This is a genomic window from Bradyrhizobium elkanii USDA 76, from assembly GCF_023278185.1.
In the GTDB taxonomy this organism is placed as follows: domain Bacteria; phylum Pseudomonadota; class Alphaproteobacteria; order Rhizobiales; family Xanthobacteraceae; genus Bradyrhizobium; species Bradyrhizobium elkanii.
The window spans coordinates 26,625-43,054 of record NZ_CP066356.1 but is presented as its reverse complement, the minus strand read 5'-3'; the positions used below and the strand labels follow the sequence as shown (position 1 = coordinate 43,054).

Sequence of the window (16,430 nt, the reverse complement as noted above, 5' to 3'; positions counted from 1 at the left end):
ATCCGCATGGCCGCGTCTGCGTCACCCCTGGCATTCGATCTCGCGCAGCGCCTGCCATCGCCGCGCCTGGCGGGCCTGATCGTCCGGATCACCGGTTATCGCGAGACCGCGACGGGCCGGTTCGCACAACGGCAGACCGCGCCGCTGATCGTCCCGCTGATCATCAGTTTCGGCTCGCCGTTCCTGATCGCGCTGTCGCGCGAGCCCGGCGCGGCCGATCGTCAGCTCAGCTTCGCCGCCGGCCTGCATGCCGGGCCGGTTTACATCGAGTCCGACGGCCGCGCCGCCTGCGTACAGGTCGATTTCACCCCGCTCGGCGCCTACAGCTTCTTCGGCGGCGCCGTGACCGACCTGGTCGGGCGCATGGTCGATATCGACGATGTGCTGGGCCATGATGGCCGTCGTCTGCGCGAGCAGCTCGGCGCCGTGACGTGCTGGCAGCGCCGCTTCGACCTGCTCGAGGCGTTCGTGCTGCGCCGCGCCGGCCGCATGCCATCTCCCGAAGTCGCGTTCGCCTATCGAAAGCTGGCGCGTTCGGCCGGCGCTATCAGCATCACGGCACTGGCCGACGAGATCGGCTGGAGCCGCAAGCATCTGGCCAGCCGGTTTCGGTCCGAGCTCGGCCTCGCCCCCAAATCGCTGGCGCGCATGATGCGGTTTCACCGGGCGAGCCAGCTGGCACAAAGCCAAGCCGCGCTTGGCTGGGCGGGGATCGCGGTGGAAAGCGGCTATGCCGACCAGGCCCATCTCGCCCGCGAGTTCGTCGAATTCGCAGGCGAACCGCCAACCGCCTGGGCGCGCCGCCAGGCGCTGACCGACCGCCGGCTGGTTCACGCCGGCGATGGGCTGGCGGACTGGTAACAAACCTTCAAGCCGACGCCGCGCTGCCTCGTGCAGGATGGCGCCGTCAGCCAAGGAGGTGAGCGACCATGACGCACGACATCGAACCGCCCCGCATCTACCCGACCCTGCGCTGCAAGGACGCCGAGGCGATGACCAATTGGCTTACGACGGTGCTTGGGTTCACCGAACACGTCGTCTACCGCGATGGCGGCGTGATCCATCACGCCGAGCTCGCCTATGGTTCCTCGATGCTGATGCTGGGCCAGGGCCGTGACGATGCATATGGCAGGCTGGTCGGCGACCTCGACAACCGCCGCACGGACTCGATCTATATCGCCGTCGACGATCCCGACGCGCTGCACGCGAAGGTCAAGGCTGTCGGCGCAAAGATCGAGATGGAGCTGCGCGACACCGACTATGGCAGCCGCGACTTCGCCTGCCGCGATCCGGAAGGAAATCTCTGGAGCTTCGGCACCTATTGGCCGAAGGCACACGAAAAGCCGCGACCGTGAGCCCGCGCAATCCGCGAGCTCACAAACGGGCAGCCGGGAGCGGACAGATCAGGCGGTGATGTCGGCGCTCGGGGCGGCCTTGGCGCCGCCCTTCGAGACGCCGACCAGGGCCGGACGCAGGATGCGCTCGCCGATCATGTAGCCGGCCTGCACGACCTGCACCACGGTGCCCGACGGCACCGACGGATCAGGCACCTCGAACATCGCCTGCTGGAAGTTCGGATCGAACTTCTCGCCGATCGGGTCGAACTTCTTGACGCCGTTCTTCTCCAGCGCGTTGAGCAGCGAACGTTCGGTCAGCTCGACGCCTTCGATCAGCGCCTTCAGGCCGGGATCGGCGGCTTCCTTGGTCTCGGCCGGCACCGCATCGAGCGCACGCTGCAGGTTGTCGGCGATGTCGAGCACGTCGCGGGCAAAGCCGGTGATGCCGTAGGTCTTGGCGTCGGCGACCTCGCGGCGGGTGCGCTGACGGAGATTCTCCATCTCGGCCAGCGTGCGCAGCGTCCGGTCGCGCGCCTCGGCGAGTTCCTTGGTCAGCGCCTCTGCCGATCCGGCCTCGGGCTCGTCAGGCATGATGTAGGGCTTCGAGACCACGGGCTCACCCGTCGGCGCCGAATTCTCGGTGTTGTCATTGGCCCGGTTCGGATCGGTCATGGCTTGCCTTCTCGAAAACTCGCGTCGGTTCAAATCTTGGGGATTGCTTGCCGGGATATCGTGCTTTGGGCGGCGAAAATCAAGCGCAACATACCGGTCTCGGGAACTGGGATCTCCGGCCTGGGTGAAGAAAACCCGTCAAATGAAAGCGAAATCGCCCTCCGGTCAGCCGCCCAGCATCTTGCTGACGATGCGCGCGGCATAATCGACGGTCGGGATCACCCGCGCATAGTTCAGCCGCGTCGGTCCGATCACACCGAGGACGCCCACGATCCGGCCCTGGGCGTCGCCGTAGGGCGCGATGATGGTCGAGGAACCCGACAGTGAGAACAGCTTGTTCTCCGAGCCGATGAAGATCCGCACACCCTCGCCGCGTTCGGCGCGGCCGAGCAGATCGATCACGCCGCGCTTGGTTTCGAGATCGTCGAACAGCGACTTGATGCGCTCGAGATCGTCGAGCGCATGCAGGTCCTCGAGCAGATTGGCGTGACCGCGCACGATCAGCTGACGGTCCTCGTTCTCGCCGCCGGACCAGCTCGCGATGCCCGCCGCGACCACTTTTTGCGTGAGCTGATCGAGCTCGGCGCGGTTTTGCGTCAATGCCGTCTCGAGCTCGAGCCGCGCTTCAGCCAGCGTCCGGCCGCGGATCCGCGCATTGAGGAAGTTGGTCGCCTCGGTGAGGGCCGAGGATGGAACACCCGGCGGCAGCGCCAGCACGCGGTTTTCGACCTGGCCGTCTTCGCCGACCAGCACGACCAGCGCCTTCTCCGGCTCCAGCCGCACGAACTCGATGTGCTTCAGCCGCGCATTCGACTTTTGCGTCAGCACCACCGCCGCGGCACGGGTCAGCCCCGACAGCCGCGTCAAGGCTTCGCCGAGCGCGGCCTCGACGGATTGCGCGCGGCCGACGGCAGCAAGCTGGGTCTGGATCGATTGACGCTCGGCCTCGGTGAGGTCGCCGACCTGCATCAGCGCATCGACGAAGAAGCGCAGCCCGAGTTCGGTGGGTAACCGGCCGGCGGAGGTATGCGGCGCATAGATCAGGCCGAGCTGCTCGAGATCCGACATCACGTTGCGGACCGAGGCCGGCGACAGCGGTAATGCGATCAGGCGCGAGATGTTGCGCGAACCGACCGGCTCGCCGGTCGCGAGATAGCTTTCGACGATTTGACGAAAAATGTCGCGCGAACGCTCGTTGAGCTGGGCGAGCCCGGCATGCGGCGCAATCAGGCCAATCGGATCGTGGTGAGTCACACTCCAGTCCCTCACAATTACTGCATAATTTGTCGATCCGGGAGGCCGATGACAAGCATGCATTCGGTCCCCTCGTACCGGACCATACCGGGGCCGAAAACCCTTGCCGCTGCCCCTTCCCGCTCCTACAAGCACGGCCAGCCAATTTTCTCGGATTTCTGGAGGATTTCATGCGGCCAAGCCGCCGTGCACCCGATGAACTGCGTCCCGTGTCGCTGGAACGCGGCGTCGTCAAATATGCCGAGGGTTCCTGCATGGTGAAGTTCGGCGACACCCATGTGCTGGTGACCGCCACGCTGGAAGAGCGGTTGCCGCCGTGGCTGAAGGGCCAGGGCCGCGGCTGGGTCACCGCCGAATACGGCATGCTGCCGCGTGCCACCCTGGAACGCACCCGTCGCGAGGCCTCGGCCGGCAAACAGGGCGGCCGGACGGTCGAGATCCAGCGGCTGATCGGCCGCTCGCTGCGCGCGGCCGTCGATCTCGAGGCGCTCGGCGAGCGTCAGATCACGGTCGATTGCGACGTCATCCAGGCCGACGGCGGCACCCGCACCGCCTCGATCACCGGTGCCTGGGTGGCGCTGGCCGACTGCATCAACTGGATGAAGACCCGCAACATGCTGAAGACCAATGTGTTGCGCGACAACGTGGCGGCGATCTCCTGCGGCATCTACCAGGGCACGCCGGTGCTCGATCTCGACTATGCCGAGGATTCCGAGGCCGACACCGACGCCAATTTCGTCATGACCGGCGACGGCCGGATCATCGAGGTGCAGGGCACCGCCGAGAAGACGCCGTTCTCGGAAGGCGAGTTCCTGGCGCTGATGGCGCTGGCGCGCAAAGGTGTCGCGCGTCTGGTCGACTTGCAAAAGATCGCGGTGGCGTAGTCAGATTGGTCATGCATCGCCGAATCACCGGAAGGCTCGTCATCGCCACCCATAATCCCGGCAAGCTTGCCGAGATGCGGGAACTGCTGGCGCCGCACGGCGTGGAGGTGGTGTCGGCTGGCGAGCTTGACCTCACCGAGCCCGAGGAGACCGGCGACAGTTTTCGCGCCAACGCGGCGATCAAGGCGATCGCGGCGGCGAGGGCGACCGGGCTGCCCGCCTTCGCCGACGATTCCGGCATCGTGGTCAACGCGCTCGACGGCGCACCCGGGATCTACTCGGCGCGCTGGGCCGGCGAGGGCAAGGACTTCATGGCGGCGATGACGCGGATCGAGCGGCTGCTGCAGGAACGCGGCGCCACCGCACCGGACCGGCGCAAGGCACATTTCGTGTCGGCGTTGTGCGTGGCCTGGCCCGACGATCATCTCGAAGAGGTCGAGGCCCGCGTCGATGGAACCCTGGTCTGGCCGCCGCGCGGCACTGCCGGCTTTGGCTACGATCCGGCCTTCCTGCCCGACGGTTACACGCGGACCTTCGGCGAGATGACCAGCATCGAGAAGCACGGCCTGCCGCCGCTCGGGCTCGGCCTGTCGCATCGCGCCCGCGCCTTCGTGAAGCTCGCGGAGATCTGCCTTGAGCCACGCTGACCGAGAAGCCTTCGGCGTCTACGTGCACTGGCCGTTCTGCCTGTCGAAATGCCCGTATTGTGATTTCAACAGCCACGTGCGGCATGCGCCCGTCGACGAGGATCGTTTCGTGCGCGCATTCGCCCGCGAGATCGAGACGACGGCCGCGCGCGTTCCGGGGCGGCAGGTGTCCTCGATCTTCCTCGGCGGCGGCACGCCGTCGTTGATGCAGCCGCAGACCGTCGGTGCCGTGCTCGATGCGATCGGCAAGCACTGGCAGGTCTCGCGCGATGTCGAGGTCACGCTCGAGGCCAATCCGACCAGCGTCGAGGCAACGCGCTTTCGCGGCTATCGCGCAGCCGGCGTCAACCGCGTCTCGCTCGGCGTGCAGGCGCTCGATGACGCCTCGCTGAAGGCGCTGGGCCGCCTGCACACCGCGCGCGAGGCGCTCGACGCGGTCGCGATCGCGCGTTCTGCATTCGACCGTTATTCGTTCGATCTGATCTATGCGCGGCCCGACCAGACGCCGCGGATGTGGGCCGATGAACTGAAGCAGGCGATCTCGGAAGCGGCCGAGCATCTGTCGCTCTACCAGCTCACGATCGAGGAAGGCACGCCGTTCTTCGGGCTGCATGCCGCCGGCAAATTGCAGACGCCGGATGAAGCGACCGCGCGCGCGCTCTACGACGTGACGCAGGAGGTCTGCGCCCGCGAGGGATTGCCGGCCTATGAGATCTCCAATCACGCCCGCGCCGGCGCCGAGTGCAAGCACAACCTCGTCTACTGGCGCGGTGAGGAATATGCCGGCATCGGCCCTGGCGCACATGGAAGGCTCGACATCGATGGCGTCAGGCACGCGACCGCAACGGAGCGGCGCCCCGAGGCGTGGCTGTTGAACGTCGAGGAGCGCGGCCATGGCGTCGTCAGCGATGACAGCCTCAACAGCGAAGAGCGCGCCGACGAGTTTCTGCTGATGGGGCTGCGGCTCGCCGAGGGCATCGATCCCAAGCGCTATGCGAAGCTCTCCGGCCGCCAGCTCGATCCGCACCGGATCGCGATGCTGCGCGAGGAAGGCGCGATCGCCGTCGACGCCGACGGACGACTGCGCGTCACGAAGTCGGGATTTCCGGTGCTCGACGCGGTGGTCGCGGATCTCGCCGCCTAGACTGAAGCGCGATGAGATTAGGTTGAGCTGGAACGGCGTCGAAATTTCACCTCTCCCTTGGGAGAGGTCGATTTGCGCAGCAAATCGGGTGAGGGGTTACGGTCTATCGAGAGAGCAAGAGCCCTCACCCGGATTGCTTTGCAATCCGACCTCTCCCCGACGGGGAGAGGTGAACTGAACCCGCGGCAAGCCGATTCAACCAAAAATCATCCCGCTCTGGGTGCACGGCGCCAAAATATCGAAAACAACCCCATGCACAGTAGCTGGCGGGTGCTTTAAAGCGATTTCAGGCCCGCGCCCGACGAAATTAAGCGCCAAAACTCTTCGGCGAGCCTGCGACCGGCGTGCTGCCGCCTGAGGCCACCTTCATGACCGCAAGGCCGCGCTCATTGGTGCCGTCGGAGCGGAAGCGGAACAGACCGTCGATGCCGGCGAAGCCGGACGGATTGGTCAGCGTCTCCGGCGCAAAGCGCTGCGCGCCTTGCGTGCGCGCGAGCGCCGCCATCAGCGCCACGGCATCATAGGCGAGCGTCGCGGTGCGCACCGGCTCGCCGCCATATTTGCTGCGGTAGCGGCCGGCGAAGCTGCGGAAGCCGGACGGATCGGGCGCGGCGTAGAGGCCACCCTGCAAGACCGGGCTCGCGAACACCCGCGGATTGTCCCACAGCCCGGTGCCGAGCAGCTGGATGTTGCGCAGATTGGCGCCGGCTGCGGTCAAGGCATCGGCGGTCGCGACCACCGAATCGCCATCGTCGGCGATCAGCAGCGCGTCGGCCTGGCCGAGCGCCTGCGCCACGGTTCGCGCCGGCGTCGCGCGATCGGCGCCATATTTCTCGAATGCGACGACGCGGCCGTTCTTGCGGCCGACCGCCTGCTTGAACGCGGCCTCGACCACATTGCCATAGGCATTGTCCGGCACCATCGCGGCGAACGAGCGCTTTCCGATCCCCGCCGAGTAGTCGACGATGCGATTGATGTCGGATTCCGGCAGGAAGCTCAGCAGATAGACGCCGCGCCCGGCGACGCTCGAATCGGTGGAGAACGCGATCACCGAGGTTCCGCGCGGCCGCGTCAGCTGCGCGACGGCCGGCACCGAGCCTGCGAACAGCGGTCCCAGAATGATTTCGGCGCCTTCGGACAGGGCCTGCTGGGCACCCTGCGATGCGCCCTGCGGGCTGCCGCCATCGTCCTTGATCAGGAGCTGGATGTTCGGGTTCTGAAATTCCGCCAGCGCCATTTCGGCCGCGTTCCGCATCGACTGGGCGGCAAGCCCGGCATTGCCGGAAGCCGACAGCGGCAGGATCAGCCCGATCTTGACCTGCCCGGTGCCGACCGCCTGCGGCTGCTGCTGCGGACCGGCAGGACCGCCTTCCTGGTTGCCGCTAGAAAACTGGCTCAAGCTCTGCTGCACGCCGGAACAGGCCGTCAGCAGCGGCGCGCCCACGATGAGGCCGAGCGCGGTCCGCCGGGTGGCGCCCGACGGCGGGGACTTGCGGTAATGCGGGCCTTCCATCGTCTCTCTTCTCTTGGCCGACCGTGATCAGCCAGGACTCCATCCAGCTCTGATGAGGCGGGTGGATTCAGGCATATTCTCGGCGAATAGTTAACTAAAACAAAAGGATTATGGCCCCGCGGCGCCCTTGCCGCGGCCTCCATTCCCCTCCCTCAGGCAGCGTTCCGTCACCGCCCTTTGCGGATGTGGCGCTAGCGCCGCCATCCCTCTAGAGCTTATCCCGTTCCGATTGAATCGGAACGGGGCTCTAGATTCTCGGTTTGACGCGTTTTCTTCACGCGAACCGGTACCCACTTCGCTCGAAAACGCTCTAGATTGGCATTATGCGCGCAAAAGCCAGTTCCCTCCACCATTCGGATGCCACAACAGGCGCTGCCGCCAAAACCTTTTCGATCGGCGGCCAGCAGCTGGCCGCGCCAAGGGCCGCACCCGGGCTCCATCTGGTCGCGACCCCGATCGGAAATCTCGCCGACATCACCCTGCGCGCGCTGGAAACGCTGGCCGGTGTCGACGTCATCGCCTGCGAGGACACAAGGATCACCCGCCGGCTGACCGAGCGTTATGCGATCGCCGCCGAGCTCGCGCTCTACCACGAGCACAACGCGGCCCAGGCCCGCCCCAAAATCCTGGAGCGCCTGGCGCAGGGCGCCGCGATCGCGCTGGTTTCCGACGCCGGCACGCCGCTGATCTCCGATCCCGGATTCAAGCTGGTGCGCGACGTCTGCGCCGCCGGGCATGCCGTGATCGCGGTGCCGGGGCCATCGTCGGTGCTGACCGCGCTGTCGGTCGCGGCATTGCCGACCGACCGGTTTTTCTTCGAGGGATTTTTGCCGGCCAAGGAGCACGCGCGCCGCGCACGGCTCAATGAGCTGGCGAGGGTCGATTCGACGGTCGTGATGTTCGAATCGGGCAATCGCGTGCAGGACACGCTGCGCGATCTCGCCGCGATCATGGCCGGCCGCGATGCCGCGATCTGCCGCGAGCTGACCAAGCTGCACGAAGAGATCACGCGCGCGCCGGTCGCCGAGCTGGCGGCCAGCGCGGACGCGCTGGAGACACGCGGCGAGTTCGTGCTGGTCATCGGACCGCCGGCCGATGATGCCGGGGTGATGGACCAGGATAAACTCGACGATCTGCTGCGGGCGCAGCTCGCCCGCGGCAGCGTCAAGGACGCGGTCGCCCATGCGGTCGAACTGTCGGGCCGGCCGCGCCGCGAGGTCTATGCCCGCGCCCTCGAGCTTGCGAAGACCACCGGGGACGGCAATGGCGAAGACTGACAGCGCCTCGCCGGAGCGCGTCGCGGCGTTCCGGACCGGTATCTCGGCGGAGAGCCGCGCCGCAGCCCTCCTGATCGCCAAGGGCTATCGCATCCTGGCACGACGCTTTCGCACCCCCTTTGGCGAGATCGACTTGGTCGTGCGCCGGCGCAACTTGCTGGCCTTCGTCGAGGTCAAGGCCCGTGCCAGCCTCGACGACGCCGCCTATGCGGTGACGCCGCGGCAGCAGCTGCGCATCATCAATGCCGCCCAGGCCTGGCTGATGGCGCATCCCGAACATGCCGAATTTGACCTCAGATTCGACGCCGTGCTGATTGCGCCGAAGAGCCTGCCGCGCCATCTGTTAGCGGCATTCGACGCCAGCCCTGATTAACCTCAAGACCTCGCGGGACACGCTTATGAAATTGAAGATCGCCGTCCAGATGGATCCCATCGCGCGCATCAATATCCGCGGCGATTCGACCTTCGCGCTGCTGCTCGAGGCGCAGAAGCGCGGCCACGGCATTTCCTACTACACGCCCGACAAGCTGTCGCTGCGCGGCGAGGAGCTGGTGGCGCCGGTGCAGCCTCTCACCGTGCGCGACGAGGTCGGCGATCACTTCATGCTGGGCGAGGCGAAGCGCGAGCCGCTCAACGGCTTCGACGTCGTGCTGCTGCGGCAGGATCCGCCGTTCGACCTCGCCTACATCACCTCGACCCATTTGCTCGAGCGCATCCATCCGAAGACGCTGGTCGTCAACAACCCGGCCAGCGTACGCAACGCGCCGGAAAAGCTGTTCGTGATGAATTTCCCGCAGCTGATGCCGCCGACCCTGATCTCGCGCGATCTCGACGAGATCAACGCATTCCGCGACCAGCACGGCGCCGTCGTCATGAAGCCGTTGCACGGCCATGGCGGCGCCGCCGTCTTCCGCGTGATGCCGCAGGACATGAATTTCGGCTCGCTGTTCGACATGTTCTCCGTCACCTTCAAGGAGCCCTGGGTGATCCAGCGCTTCCTCCCCGAGGTGAAGCATGGCGACAAGCGCATCATCCTGGTGGATGGCGAGTTCGCCGGCGCCGTCAATCGCGTGCCGGCAGCGGACGATCTGCGCTCCAACATGGTGCGCGGCGGCGCGGCCAAGGCGACCGAGCTCTCGGATCGCGAGCGCGAAATCTGCGCCACCGTTGGGCCCTCGTTGCGCGAACTTGGTCTGATGTTCGTCGGCCTCGACGTGATCGACGGCAATTTGACCGAGATCAACGTCACCTCGCCGACCGGCATCCGCGCAATCCAGCGGCTCAATGGCCCCGACGTCGCGGCGATGATCTGGGATACCATCGAGAAGAAGCGCGCCGCCAAGTAACCCTCCCTTGTGCGCCGCACAGCCGGCTGAAATTCAGCCGGCGTGCGATCGCGCATGCGTTCTCCTTATTCTTCTTGCCAGCTTGCGCGGGCGAGGGCAGCATCTTCTTGCCTGCGTCAGGTCAAGCGGCGGGTCAACGCGCGGGCAACAACGCGAAAATATCATAAAAATTGTGGAGGAAGACGTTATGACGCTCAATGTCTCACGACGATCCTTGCTCGCGCTCGGTGCCGGTCTCGGCGCCAGTACCCTGCTCGGGGGCACCGCACAGGCACGCGCGCCGAAGCTCGGCACGCAGACACCCTATTGGCACCGCTTCATGCTCGGCGAAGCCGAAGTGACCGTCGTATCCGACGGGCCGCTTCCGCTCGGCGACCCCTCCGGCACCTTCACCGGTGTGCCGAAGGAGGAGGTGAAGAAGATGCTCTCCGACAACTTCCTCTCGCCCGACAATGTCGTGCTCGAGCAGAATTCGCCGATCGTCAACACCGGCGACAAGCTGATCCTGTTCGATAGCGGCATGGGCACCTCGAAGGCCTTCGGTCCGACCACCGGCCGGCAGCAGAAGAGCATGAAGGAAGCCGGCATCAAGCCGGAAGACATCGACGCCGTTGTGCTGTCGCACGCGCATATCGACCATATCGGCGGCATTGTCGGCGCCGACGACAAGCCGCTGTTTCCGAATGCACAGTACTACATCGCCCAGAGCGATCTCGAGTTCTGGACCGACGAAGGCAAGATGGGCAGCCCGTTGAAGGATTTCATCGTGCATGCCCGCAAGAACCTGCTGCCGGTGCGCGACCGCATCGTGTTCTTCAAGGACGGCCAGGAATTCCTGCCCGGCGTGACGGCAATCGCAGCGCCCGGCCACACCGTGGGACACACCATCTTCATGGTGAGCTCGGGCGGCAAATCCTTCGCCTTCCTCGGCGACCTGTCGCATCACGCGGTGCTGCTGCTGGAGCGTCCGCGGATGGAGTTCTCCTACGACACCGATCCGAAGCAGGCGGCGAACTCGCGGGTCAAGCTGCTGGAGATGCTGGCCGCGAACAAGACCGCCGTGATGTCCTATCACTTCGCCTGGCCGGGCTACGGCCACGTCGCCAAGGTCGGCGAAGGCTTCCACTACTATCCGGAGCCGATGCAGATGAACCTGTGACGGACTGATTGCGAAGACGGACTGCCTCGGGAGCGGCCGCCGCCGCTCCCGAATGCATTTGCCGCCCGGTGCAAGGAGCCCACCGGGCGCCCGACCTATTCCGCCGGCGCAAGGCGGCGCTCGGGGCGTGTGCGCACCGTCTCTCGCGCGCAAATCCGCGCACGACGTTTGCGCCACCAGATCACGACGCCCGTCACCGACAGCGCCGCAACCACCAACCCCGTCAGCGAGATCAGGATGCGCCCGGGCAAGCCGGCGATCCGGCCGGAATGCAGCGGAAACTGCATCTGCACGAACACGTCGGCCGCGGTGCCGACCCATGGCAGCCGCTCGCCGAGCGGACGGCCGTCCTCGCTGTCGTAGTAGAGTTGCGCCGGCCCGACGCCCGCGGCGCCATGTTCGTCGCCCGGCTCGAAGAACGCGACCGCATAGACGCCATGGGCCGGACCATAATTGATCGAACCGATCGGTGCGGTCCAGCCGCGCGCCTTGCCGTCGGCCGCGGCCCGCGTGGCGATCTCCGCATAGGTCATCTTCGGCTCGATCGGATCGTCGAGATGACGGTATGGCCGCTGCTCGTAGGGTGTCGGCGTGTAGTTGGACACGGTCTTCATCAACGGCGAGAACACCTCGAAATAGAGGTTCAGCGAGAATGCCGTGAACGCCATCACGAACAGCAAGGCCCAGGTCCACAGGCTGAAGGCGCGATGAATGTCGAAATTGATTCGATAGGCACTGCCTGAGGTCTTGATCTTCCAGGCCGGTGCCCAGCGGCTCCAGAAACCCTTGCCGCGCGAGCCCGATATCGCCGACGCCCGCTCCACCCTTGCGCGCCGCCGCGACGGCAGGGTCAGGTAGAAGCCAACGAAACAATCGATCGTCCAGATCACGGCGATGACGCCGAGGAAGCGCATGCCCCAGCGATCGCTGCCCCAGAATTCGGGGATATGCATCGTGTAGTGCAGCTTGTAGAGGAACGAGACGAAGTTTTCGCGGGTCACCGGCCAGACCGCACCCCAATAGCGGCGGCCGAGCTCGACGCCGGTGTTGGGATCCAGGAAGACCTGGTTGTAGTCGAGCGTGTAACGTTTGCCGGTCGCCGGATCGATCCGCGGCAGCACGAAGAACCACAGCGACTCGCCTTTCTCCGCCGTCATGAACATGTGGACGACGCGGGCGCGGGGATCGCGCTGCTCGATCAGCCGGGCGAGCTCGACCGACGGGATCGCTGGTCCGGAGCTCGTCACCTCGAGCAGCTTCCTGTTGAGCACATCGTCGATCTCGTGGTCCCACGAGATGATCGCGCCGGTGACGCCCGAGAAGAACAGGAAGGCCGCGGTGAGAAGACCCGCCCAGCGATGCAGTCGTCCGAAGATCGGTCTCATGGGGATTTCAGCAGATTGTCTGGGGTGATCACCAGCGATAGGTCAGCTTCGCGATCGCCTTGCGGCCCTCCGCGTAGAAGCAGCTGGTGTTGCCGTAGCAGGCTGCCACGTAGCGCGTATCGGCGAGGTTGGTGACGTTGAGCGAGAGGCGATAATTGTCCCTGGTATAGGCGACGAGCGCATCGACCACCGTCGATGCCGGCACCTTGAAGGTGTTGGCGTCGTCGCCGAACGTCGATCCGACATAGCGGACACCAGCCCCGAACTGGACGCCGGCGAGCGGGCCACCCTGAACGGTGTAGTCGCCCCACAGCGAGAAGCGGTTGAGCGGGACCGTGGTCGGCGCCTTGCCGACATTGACGGGATCCTTGGTGACGACCGCGTCGACATAGGCGTAGCCGCCGCGGATGTTGACGCCCTCGACAAGCGTCGCGGTGCCTTCGAGCTCGATGCCGCGCGACCTGATCTCGCCGGTCTGCTCGGCGAAATAGGACGGCGGGGCGTAGGTGACGACGTTTGATCGGGTCAGGTCGAAGGCGGCCAGCGTGATCAGCGCATTGATGCCGACGGGCTGGTACTTGACGCCGACTTCGTACTGGACGCCGGACTCCGGCTTCAGCAGTTCGCCGGCGGCGTTGATGCTCAGCACCGGCAGGAATGATTCCGAATAGCTGAAATAGGGCGCGATGCCATTGTCGAAATTGTACATGACGGCGGCGCGGCCGGTGAATGCCGAAGCATCGGTCGAGGTCGACGTCTTCGCGAGATTGTTGTCGAGGTCGGTGGTGACGAAATCCTGCCGCCCGCCGAGCAGGAACGACAGCCGTCCGAGCCTGATCTGGTCCTGCAGATAGAGGCCGGCCTGCGACTGCTTGATGCCGGTGTCGTCATACGGTCCGTTGTTGATCCAGCTGTTGGTATAGACCGGCGCGAAGACGTTGAGCTTGCCGGTGCTGTAGCTCGAGGCCATGTCGCGGAACGAGGTGTTGCGGTAATCGACGCCGAACAGCGTCGTGTGGCTCAGCATGCCGGTGACGAACTTGCCCTGCAGCTGGTTGTCGACCCCGAAGGAATCGATCGTCGAGCTGCCGCCGGCGCCGCCGCGCGACAATAGGCCCGCGGCTTCGTCGGCCGCCGACGCATAGCCGGTGCCGTAGAAGCTCTTCTGCTCGTTGTGCATCCACGAATAGCGCAGGTTCTGGCGGAAGGTCAGCGCCTCGTTGAAGTCGTGCGACAGCATGTAGCCGACCGAGGACTGCTCGGTGTCGAACTGGTTGAAGCCGGGTTCGCCGACGAAGCGCGTGTTCGGAATGTAGCGGCCGTTATTGGCCCAGACGGTGCCGGACGGCGGCAGGAATTGCAGGCTCCAGCCGGTGCGTTCCTTCTGGTAATTCGCAAGGAAGGTGATCGTGGTGTCCTCGTTCGGCTTCACGGTGACGGCGGGCGCGATGAAGACGCGATTGTCCTTGGTGTAGTCGACCTGGGTCTCGCCATCGCGCGCGACGCCGGTCAGGCGCCACAGCACCGTCCCTTCCTTGTTGGCGCGGCCGCCGATATCGAACTCGCCCTGATAGCGGTTGAAGCTGCCGCCCGAGAGCGACACTTCCCCGAACTCGCGCGCGGTCGGCAGCTTGCTGACATAATTGAGGATGCCGCCGGTGCCGCTGCCGCCGAACATCGCCGAGGACGGTCCCTTCAGGACCTCGAGGCGCTCGGCGCCGTACGGATCGAGCCCGAGGAAGTGCACATAGTTGCTGCTCGGCAGCCGCAAGCCGTCGAGATAGAGGCCCGGCATCGTCATGTCGAAGCCGCGGATCTGCAAGCCGCCGAAGCGGGTGTCCGAGCCGCCATTCACGTCGCCGCTGACGCCCGCGGTGTAGCGCAATGCCGCGCCCACCGATTCCGCACCCTGGTTCCTGATCTGGTCCGTCGTGACGACCGAGATCGATTGCGGAATTTCGATCAGCGGCGAGTCGGTCTTGGTCGCCGTGCCCGAACGCGTGGCAACGAACCCGACCACCGGACCGCCGGCTCGCTCACCGGCGCCGGCACCGGATCGTGCCGCCGCTGGCGGCGTCGCCTGCCGGGATCGAGCCACGCGATTGGCGCGGCTCGCGCGTGCGGTCACCGGACGACGAACCGGTTTTGCATTCGCAGCTGCCGCGCGTTGCTGAGGCGCGTCCACGCTCACCGGCGGCAGTTCCGATTGCGCGTCGGCGCGTTCGATCGTGACTCCTGCGGCAAGGACGGCGGCGGTACATAGACCGATCGTTCGCAGTCGCGGATGTTGACGGGTGGAATGCGAAGCAAGTCGATCGATCACGCGAAGGCGCCCCTGATATCAGCCTGGATGGATTTGTGATCCGGCTCTACAGCGCGGGGCTCGCGAGTACAGACCTCGGCAGTTGGAATAGATCGAGACTGCGCGCGCGATCAGCGTGCGATCGCTGAAACAGCAAGGAAATCGGCGACACGCTGCGACAATAAGCGCGATGCTCGTGCGTGCTGGAATGATTCTTGAAAATGATTCCTGCAGTTGTCGACGACGCGAGCTGTGTTCGATCGCGCGAGGCGCGCGTCATCGCGAGCGACGCCCGACGCTTCCGCACCGGCCGGGAGCGGATGTGCCGCGCGGTGAATTGGTACCGGACGAGCCGAGCCAGCTGACCCGAATGTTCCTGTAATGTTCTTGCACTCGCCGGGTAATGCCTCAGTTTGAAATTCGGGCCTCTTGACCGGCCTCTCTCCTGATCTTCTCCCCGTGGTATCCTACATCCTGACAAACAGGATGATTTGACCTCATGCCCAAAGGCCCCAAGGGCGAGAAGCGCCACGCCGACACCGTACAGAACGCGATACTGATCGGCCGCATTGCGACCGGCGAGGTTGAGGACACGCATCTCGTGAAGAATCAGACCGCTTCAGAGCTTGGCCGCAAAGGTGGCCTCAAGGGTGGCCGCGCCCGTGCGGACAAGTTGACTCCAAAGGAGCGCGCCGAATCAGCGAGGAAAGCCGCCAAGGCTCGCTGGAAAGGCGAGAAATAGACGCGAGCAAAACCTTAAAAGAACTCCACATGTTTTCTCCAATGTAAAATGTCAACATAATCAAATATATAGTATGTGCTTCTGCGCGGCTATAAACAGAGTTTGCGTCAGGCGTTGCAAGTTCCGCCGCTTTGCCATAGATTGTCTGCACTCCACCCCGGGGATGCAGAAATGGCTGACGACCCTGTAGTTACAAAAGCGCTCGAAAAAATCCTCTTCCATCAGAGCGAGGCCGCGCGCCTTAAGCGCTGGGTGAACGATTACGACGAAATGTCGGGTGCGGAACCCAGGTTCGGCGATGTGGAGACCGCTACTACGACCGCCAGCGTGGTCGGATCGCGTCGCACTCCCAAGCAGTTCCAGCCCGGCGAATTCCTTGGCAAGCCGTTTGCGACCGCCGTGCGGGTCATCATGGAGGCCCGCGCCGAAGCGGCTGGCAACTCTCCTTCCCCCGTTTCCGTCGAAGACATTCAGGAAGCTCTGATCCAAGGCGCCTTCGACTTTGGCACGACAAATTCAGAAAGTCAGAAACAGAGCATCCGTATCTCTCTTGGAAAAAATACCGTGACGTTCGTGAGGATTCCGAACACGGATCTGTTCGGGCTTCTTGAATGGTATCCCGGCCTCCGTAAGGCCGGGAAACCCCGCAAAAACGGGGAAAAAGATCAAGCAGCTTCATCGACCGCCGACAACACCGACAGTGTTGAAGGAGGCAGTGAAGAAGCAGCCGCGTCACCGGCTGCTCCAAACGACATCATGGGTTGATGG

General features: G+C 65.0%; 16 protein-coding genes. 11 read left to right on the top strand and 5 right to left on the bottom strand.

Translation table 11 applies throughout. The annotated features are described in order from the left end of the window. Window positions 1-6 precede the first annotated feature (6 nt). Together JEY66_RS00230 and JEY66_RS00225 are read left to right on the top strand one after the other, a co-directional pair. Window positions 7-861 carry an AraC family transcriptional regulator gene (locus JEY66_RS00230; protein WP_016841501.1) on the top strand — a complete coding sequence of 285 codons (855 nt, stop codon included), beginning with the start codon at window positions 7-9 and terminating at the stop codon, window positions 859-861. Between the two features lie 68 nt (window positions 862-929). Then, window positions 930-1,355: a VOC family protein gene (locus JEY66_RS00225; RefSeq protein ID WP_018269312.1), complete on the top strand. Its 426-nt coding sequence runs from the start codon at window positions 930-932 to the stop codon at window positions 1,353-1,355. Between the two features lie 48 nt (window positions 1,356-1,403). Here the strand turns inward: JEY66_RS00225 and grpE are convergent, their stop codons facing one another. Together grpE and hrcA are read right to left on the bottom strand one after the other, a co-directional pair. Further along, window positions 1,404-2,009: a nucleotide exchange factor GrpE gene (grpE, locus tag JEY66_RS00220; protein WP_016841499.1), complete on the bottom strand. Its 606-nt coding sequence runs from the start codon at window positions 2,007-2,009 to the stop codon at window positions 1,404-1,406. 165 nt (window positions 2,010-2,174) lie between these two features. Then, complete coding sequence (gene hrcA, locus JEY66_RS00215) at window positions 2,175-3,263, bottom strand: heat-inducible transcriptional repressor HrcA (protein WP_016841498.1); 1,089 nt, start codon at window positions 3,261-3,263, stop codon at window positions 2,175-2,177. A 170-nt stretch (window positions 3,264-3,433) separates the two neighbouring features. On the opposite strand from hrcA, the gene rph reads away from it, so the two are divergent. The 3 genes from rph to hemW are packed head-to-tail and all read left to right on the top strand — an operon-like array spanning window position 3,434 to window position 5,938. After that, window positions 3,434-4,147 carry a ribonuclease PH gene (rph, locus tag JEY66_RS00210; protein ID WP_016841497.1) on the top strand — a complete coding sequence of 238 codons (714 nt, stop codon included), beginning with the start codon at window positions 3,434-3,436 and terminating at the stop codon, window positions 4,145-4,147. A gap of 11 nt (window positions 4,148-4,158) precedes the next feature. Beyond that, window positions 4,159-4,794 (top strand): RdgB/HAM1 family non-canonical purine NTP pyrophosphatase, encoded by a 636-nt coding sequence (gene rdgB, locus JEY66_RS00205; RefSeq protein WP_016841496.1) that lies wholly within the window; start codon window positions 4,159-4,161, stop codon window positions 4,792-4,794. Then, complete coding sequence (gene hemW, locus JEY66_RS00200) at window positions 4,781-5,938, top strand: radical SAM family heme chaperone HemW (protein ID WP_018269313.1); 1,158 nt, start codon at window positions 4,781-4,783, stop codon at window positions 5,936-5,938. Before rdgB ends, hemW begins: the two co-directional genes overlap by 14 nt. A gap of 307 nt (window positions 5,939-6,245) precedes the next feature. Here hemW and JEY66_RS00195 read toward each other — a convergent pair whose 3' ends face one another. Next, the gene (locus tag JEY66_RS00195) at window positions 6,246-7,451 is read right to left on the bottom strand and encodes a penicillin-binding protein activator (RefSeq protein ID WP_016841494.1); all 1,206 of its coding nucleotides are present in this window, start codon (window positions 7,449-7,451) and stop codon (window positions 6,246-6,248) included. A 323-nt stretch (window positions 7,452-7,774) separates the two neighbouring features. Here JEY66_RS00195 and rsmI point away from each other — a divergent pair, with 323 nt between their 5' ends. From rsmI to JEY66_RS00175, 4 genes are all read left to right on the top strand, one after another. Further along, the gene (gene rsmI, locus JEY66_RS00190) at window positions 7,775-8,728 is read left to right on the top strand and encodes a 16S rRNA (cytidine(1402)-2'-O)-methyltransferase (protein WP_016841493.1); all 954 of its coding nucleotides are present in this window, start codon (window positions 7,775-7,777) and stop codon (window positions 8,726-8,728) included. After that, a complete protein-coding gene (locus tag JEY66_RS00185) occupies window positions 8,715-9,101 on the top strand; it encodes a YraN family protein (RefSeq protein WP_016841492.1) in 387 nt (128 codons plus the stop codon). Before rsmI ends, JEY66_RS00185 begins: the two co-directional genes overlap by 14 nt. A 25-nt stretch (window positions 9,102-9,126) precedes the next feature. Next, complete coding sequence (gshB, locus tag JEY66_RS00180) at window positions 9,127-10,074, top strand: glutathione synthase (protein WP_016841491.1); 948 nt, start codon at window positions 9,127-9,129, stop codon at window positions 10,072-10,074. Window positions 10,075-10,261: 187 nt separating this feature from the next. Then, window positions 10,262-11,233: an MBL fold metallo-hydrolase gene (locus tag JEY66_RS00175; RefSeq protein ID WP_018269314.1), complete on the top strand. Its 972-nt coding sequence runs from the start codon at window positions 10,262-10,264 to the stop codon at window positions 11,231-11,233. Window positions 11,234-11,328: 95 nt separating this feature from the next. Here the strand turns inward: JEY66_RS00175 and fsrB are convergent, their stop codons facing one another. Both fsrB and JEY66_RS00165 read right to left on the bottom strand, forming a co-directional pair. Next, on the bottom strand, window positions 11,329-12,618 hold the full coding sequence (gene fsrB / locus JEY66_RS00170; protein ID WP_018269315.1) for a siderophore utilization protein FsrB: 1,290 nt from the start codon (window positions 12,616-12,618) through the stop codon (window positions 11,329-11,331). A 28-nt stretch (window positions 12,619-12,646) separates the two neighbouring features. Beyond that, window positions 12,647-14,638, bottom strand: coding sequence for a TonB-dependent siderophore receptor (locus JEY66_RS00165; RefSeq protein WP_018269316.1), 1,992 nt, complete (start codon window positions 14,636-14,638; stop codon window positions 12,647-12,649). A 781-nt stretch (window positions 14,639-15,419) separates the two neighbouring features. Between JEY66_RS00165 and JEY66_RS00160 the strand changes: the two genes are divergently transcribed. Together JEY66_RS00160 and JEY66_RS00155 are read left to right on the top strand one after the other, a co-directional pair. Then, window positions 15,420-15,662 carry a hypothetical protein gene (locus JEY66_RS00160; protein ID WP_018269317.1) on the top strand — a complete coding sequence of 81 codons (243 nt, stop codon included), beginning with the start codon at window positions 15,420-15,422 and terminating at the stop codon, window positions 15,660-15,662. Window positions 15,663-15,833: 171 nt separating this feature from the next. After that, a complete protein-coding gene (locus tag JEY66_RS00155; RefSeq protein WP_018269318.1) occupies window positions 15,834-16,427 on the top strand; it encodes a hypothetical protein in 594 nt (197 codons plus the stop codon). Window positions 16,428-16,430 lie beyond the last annotated feature (3 nt).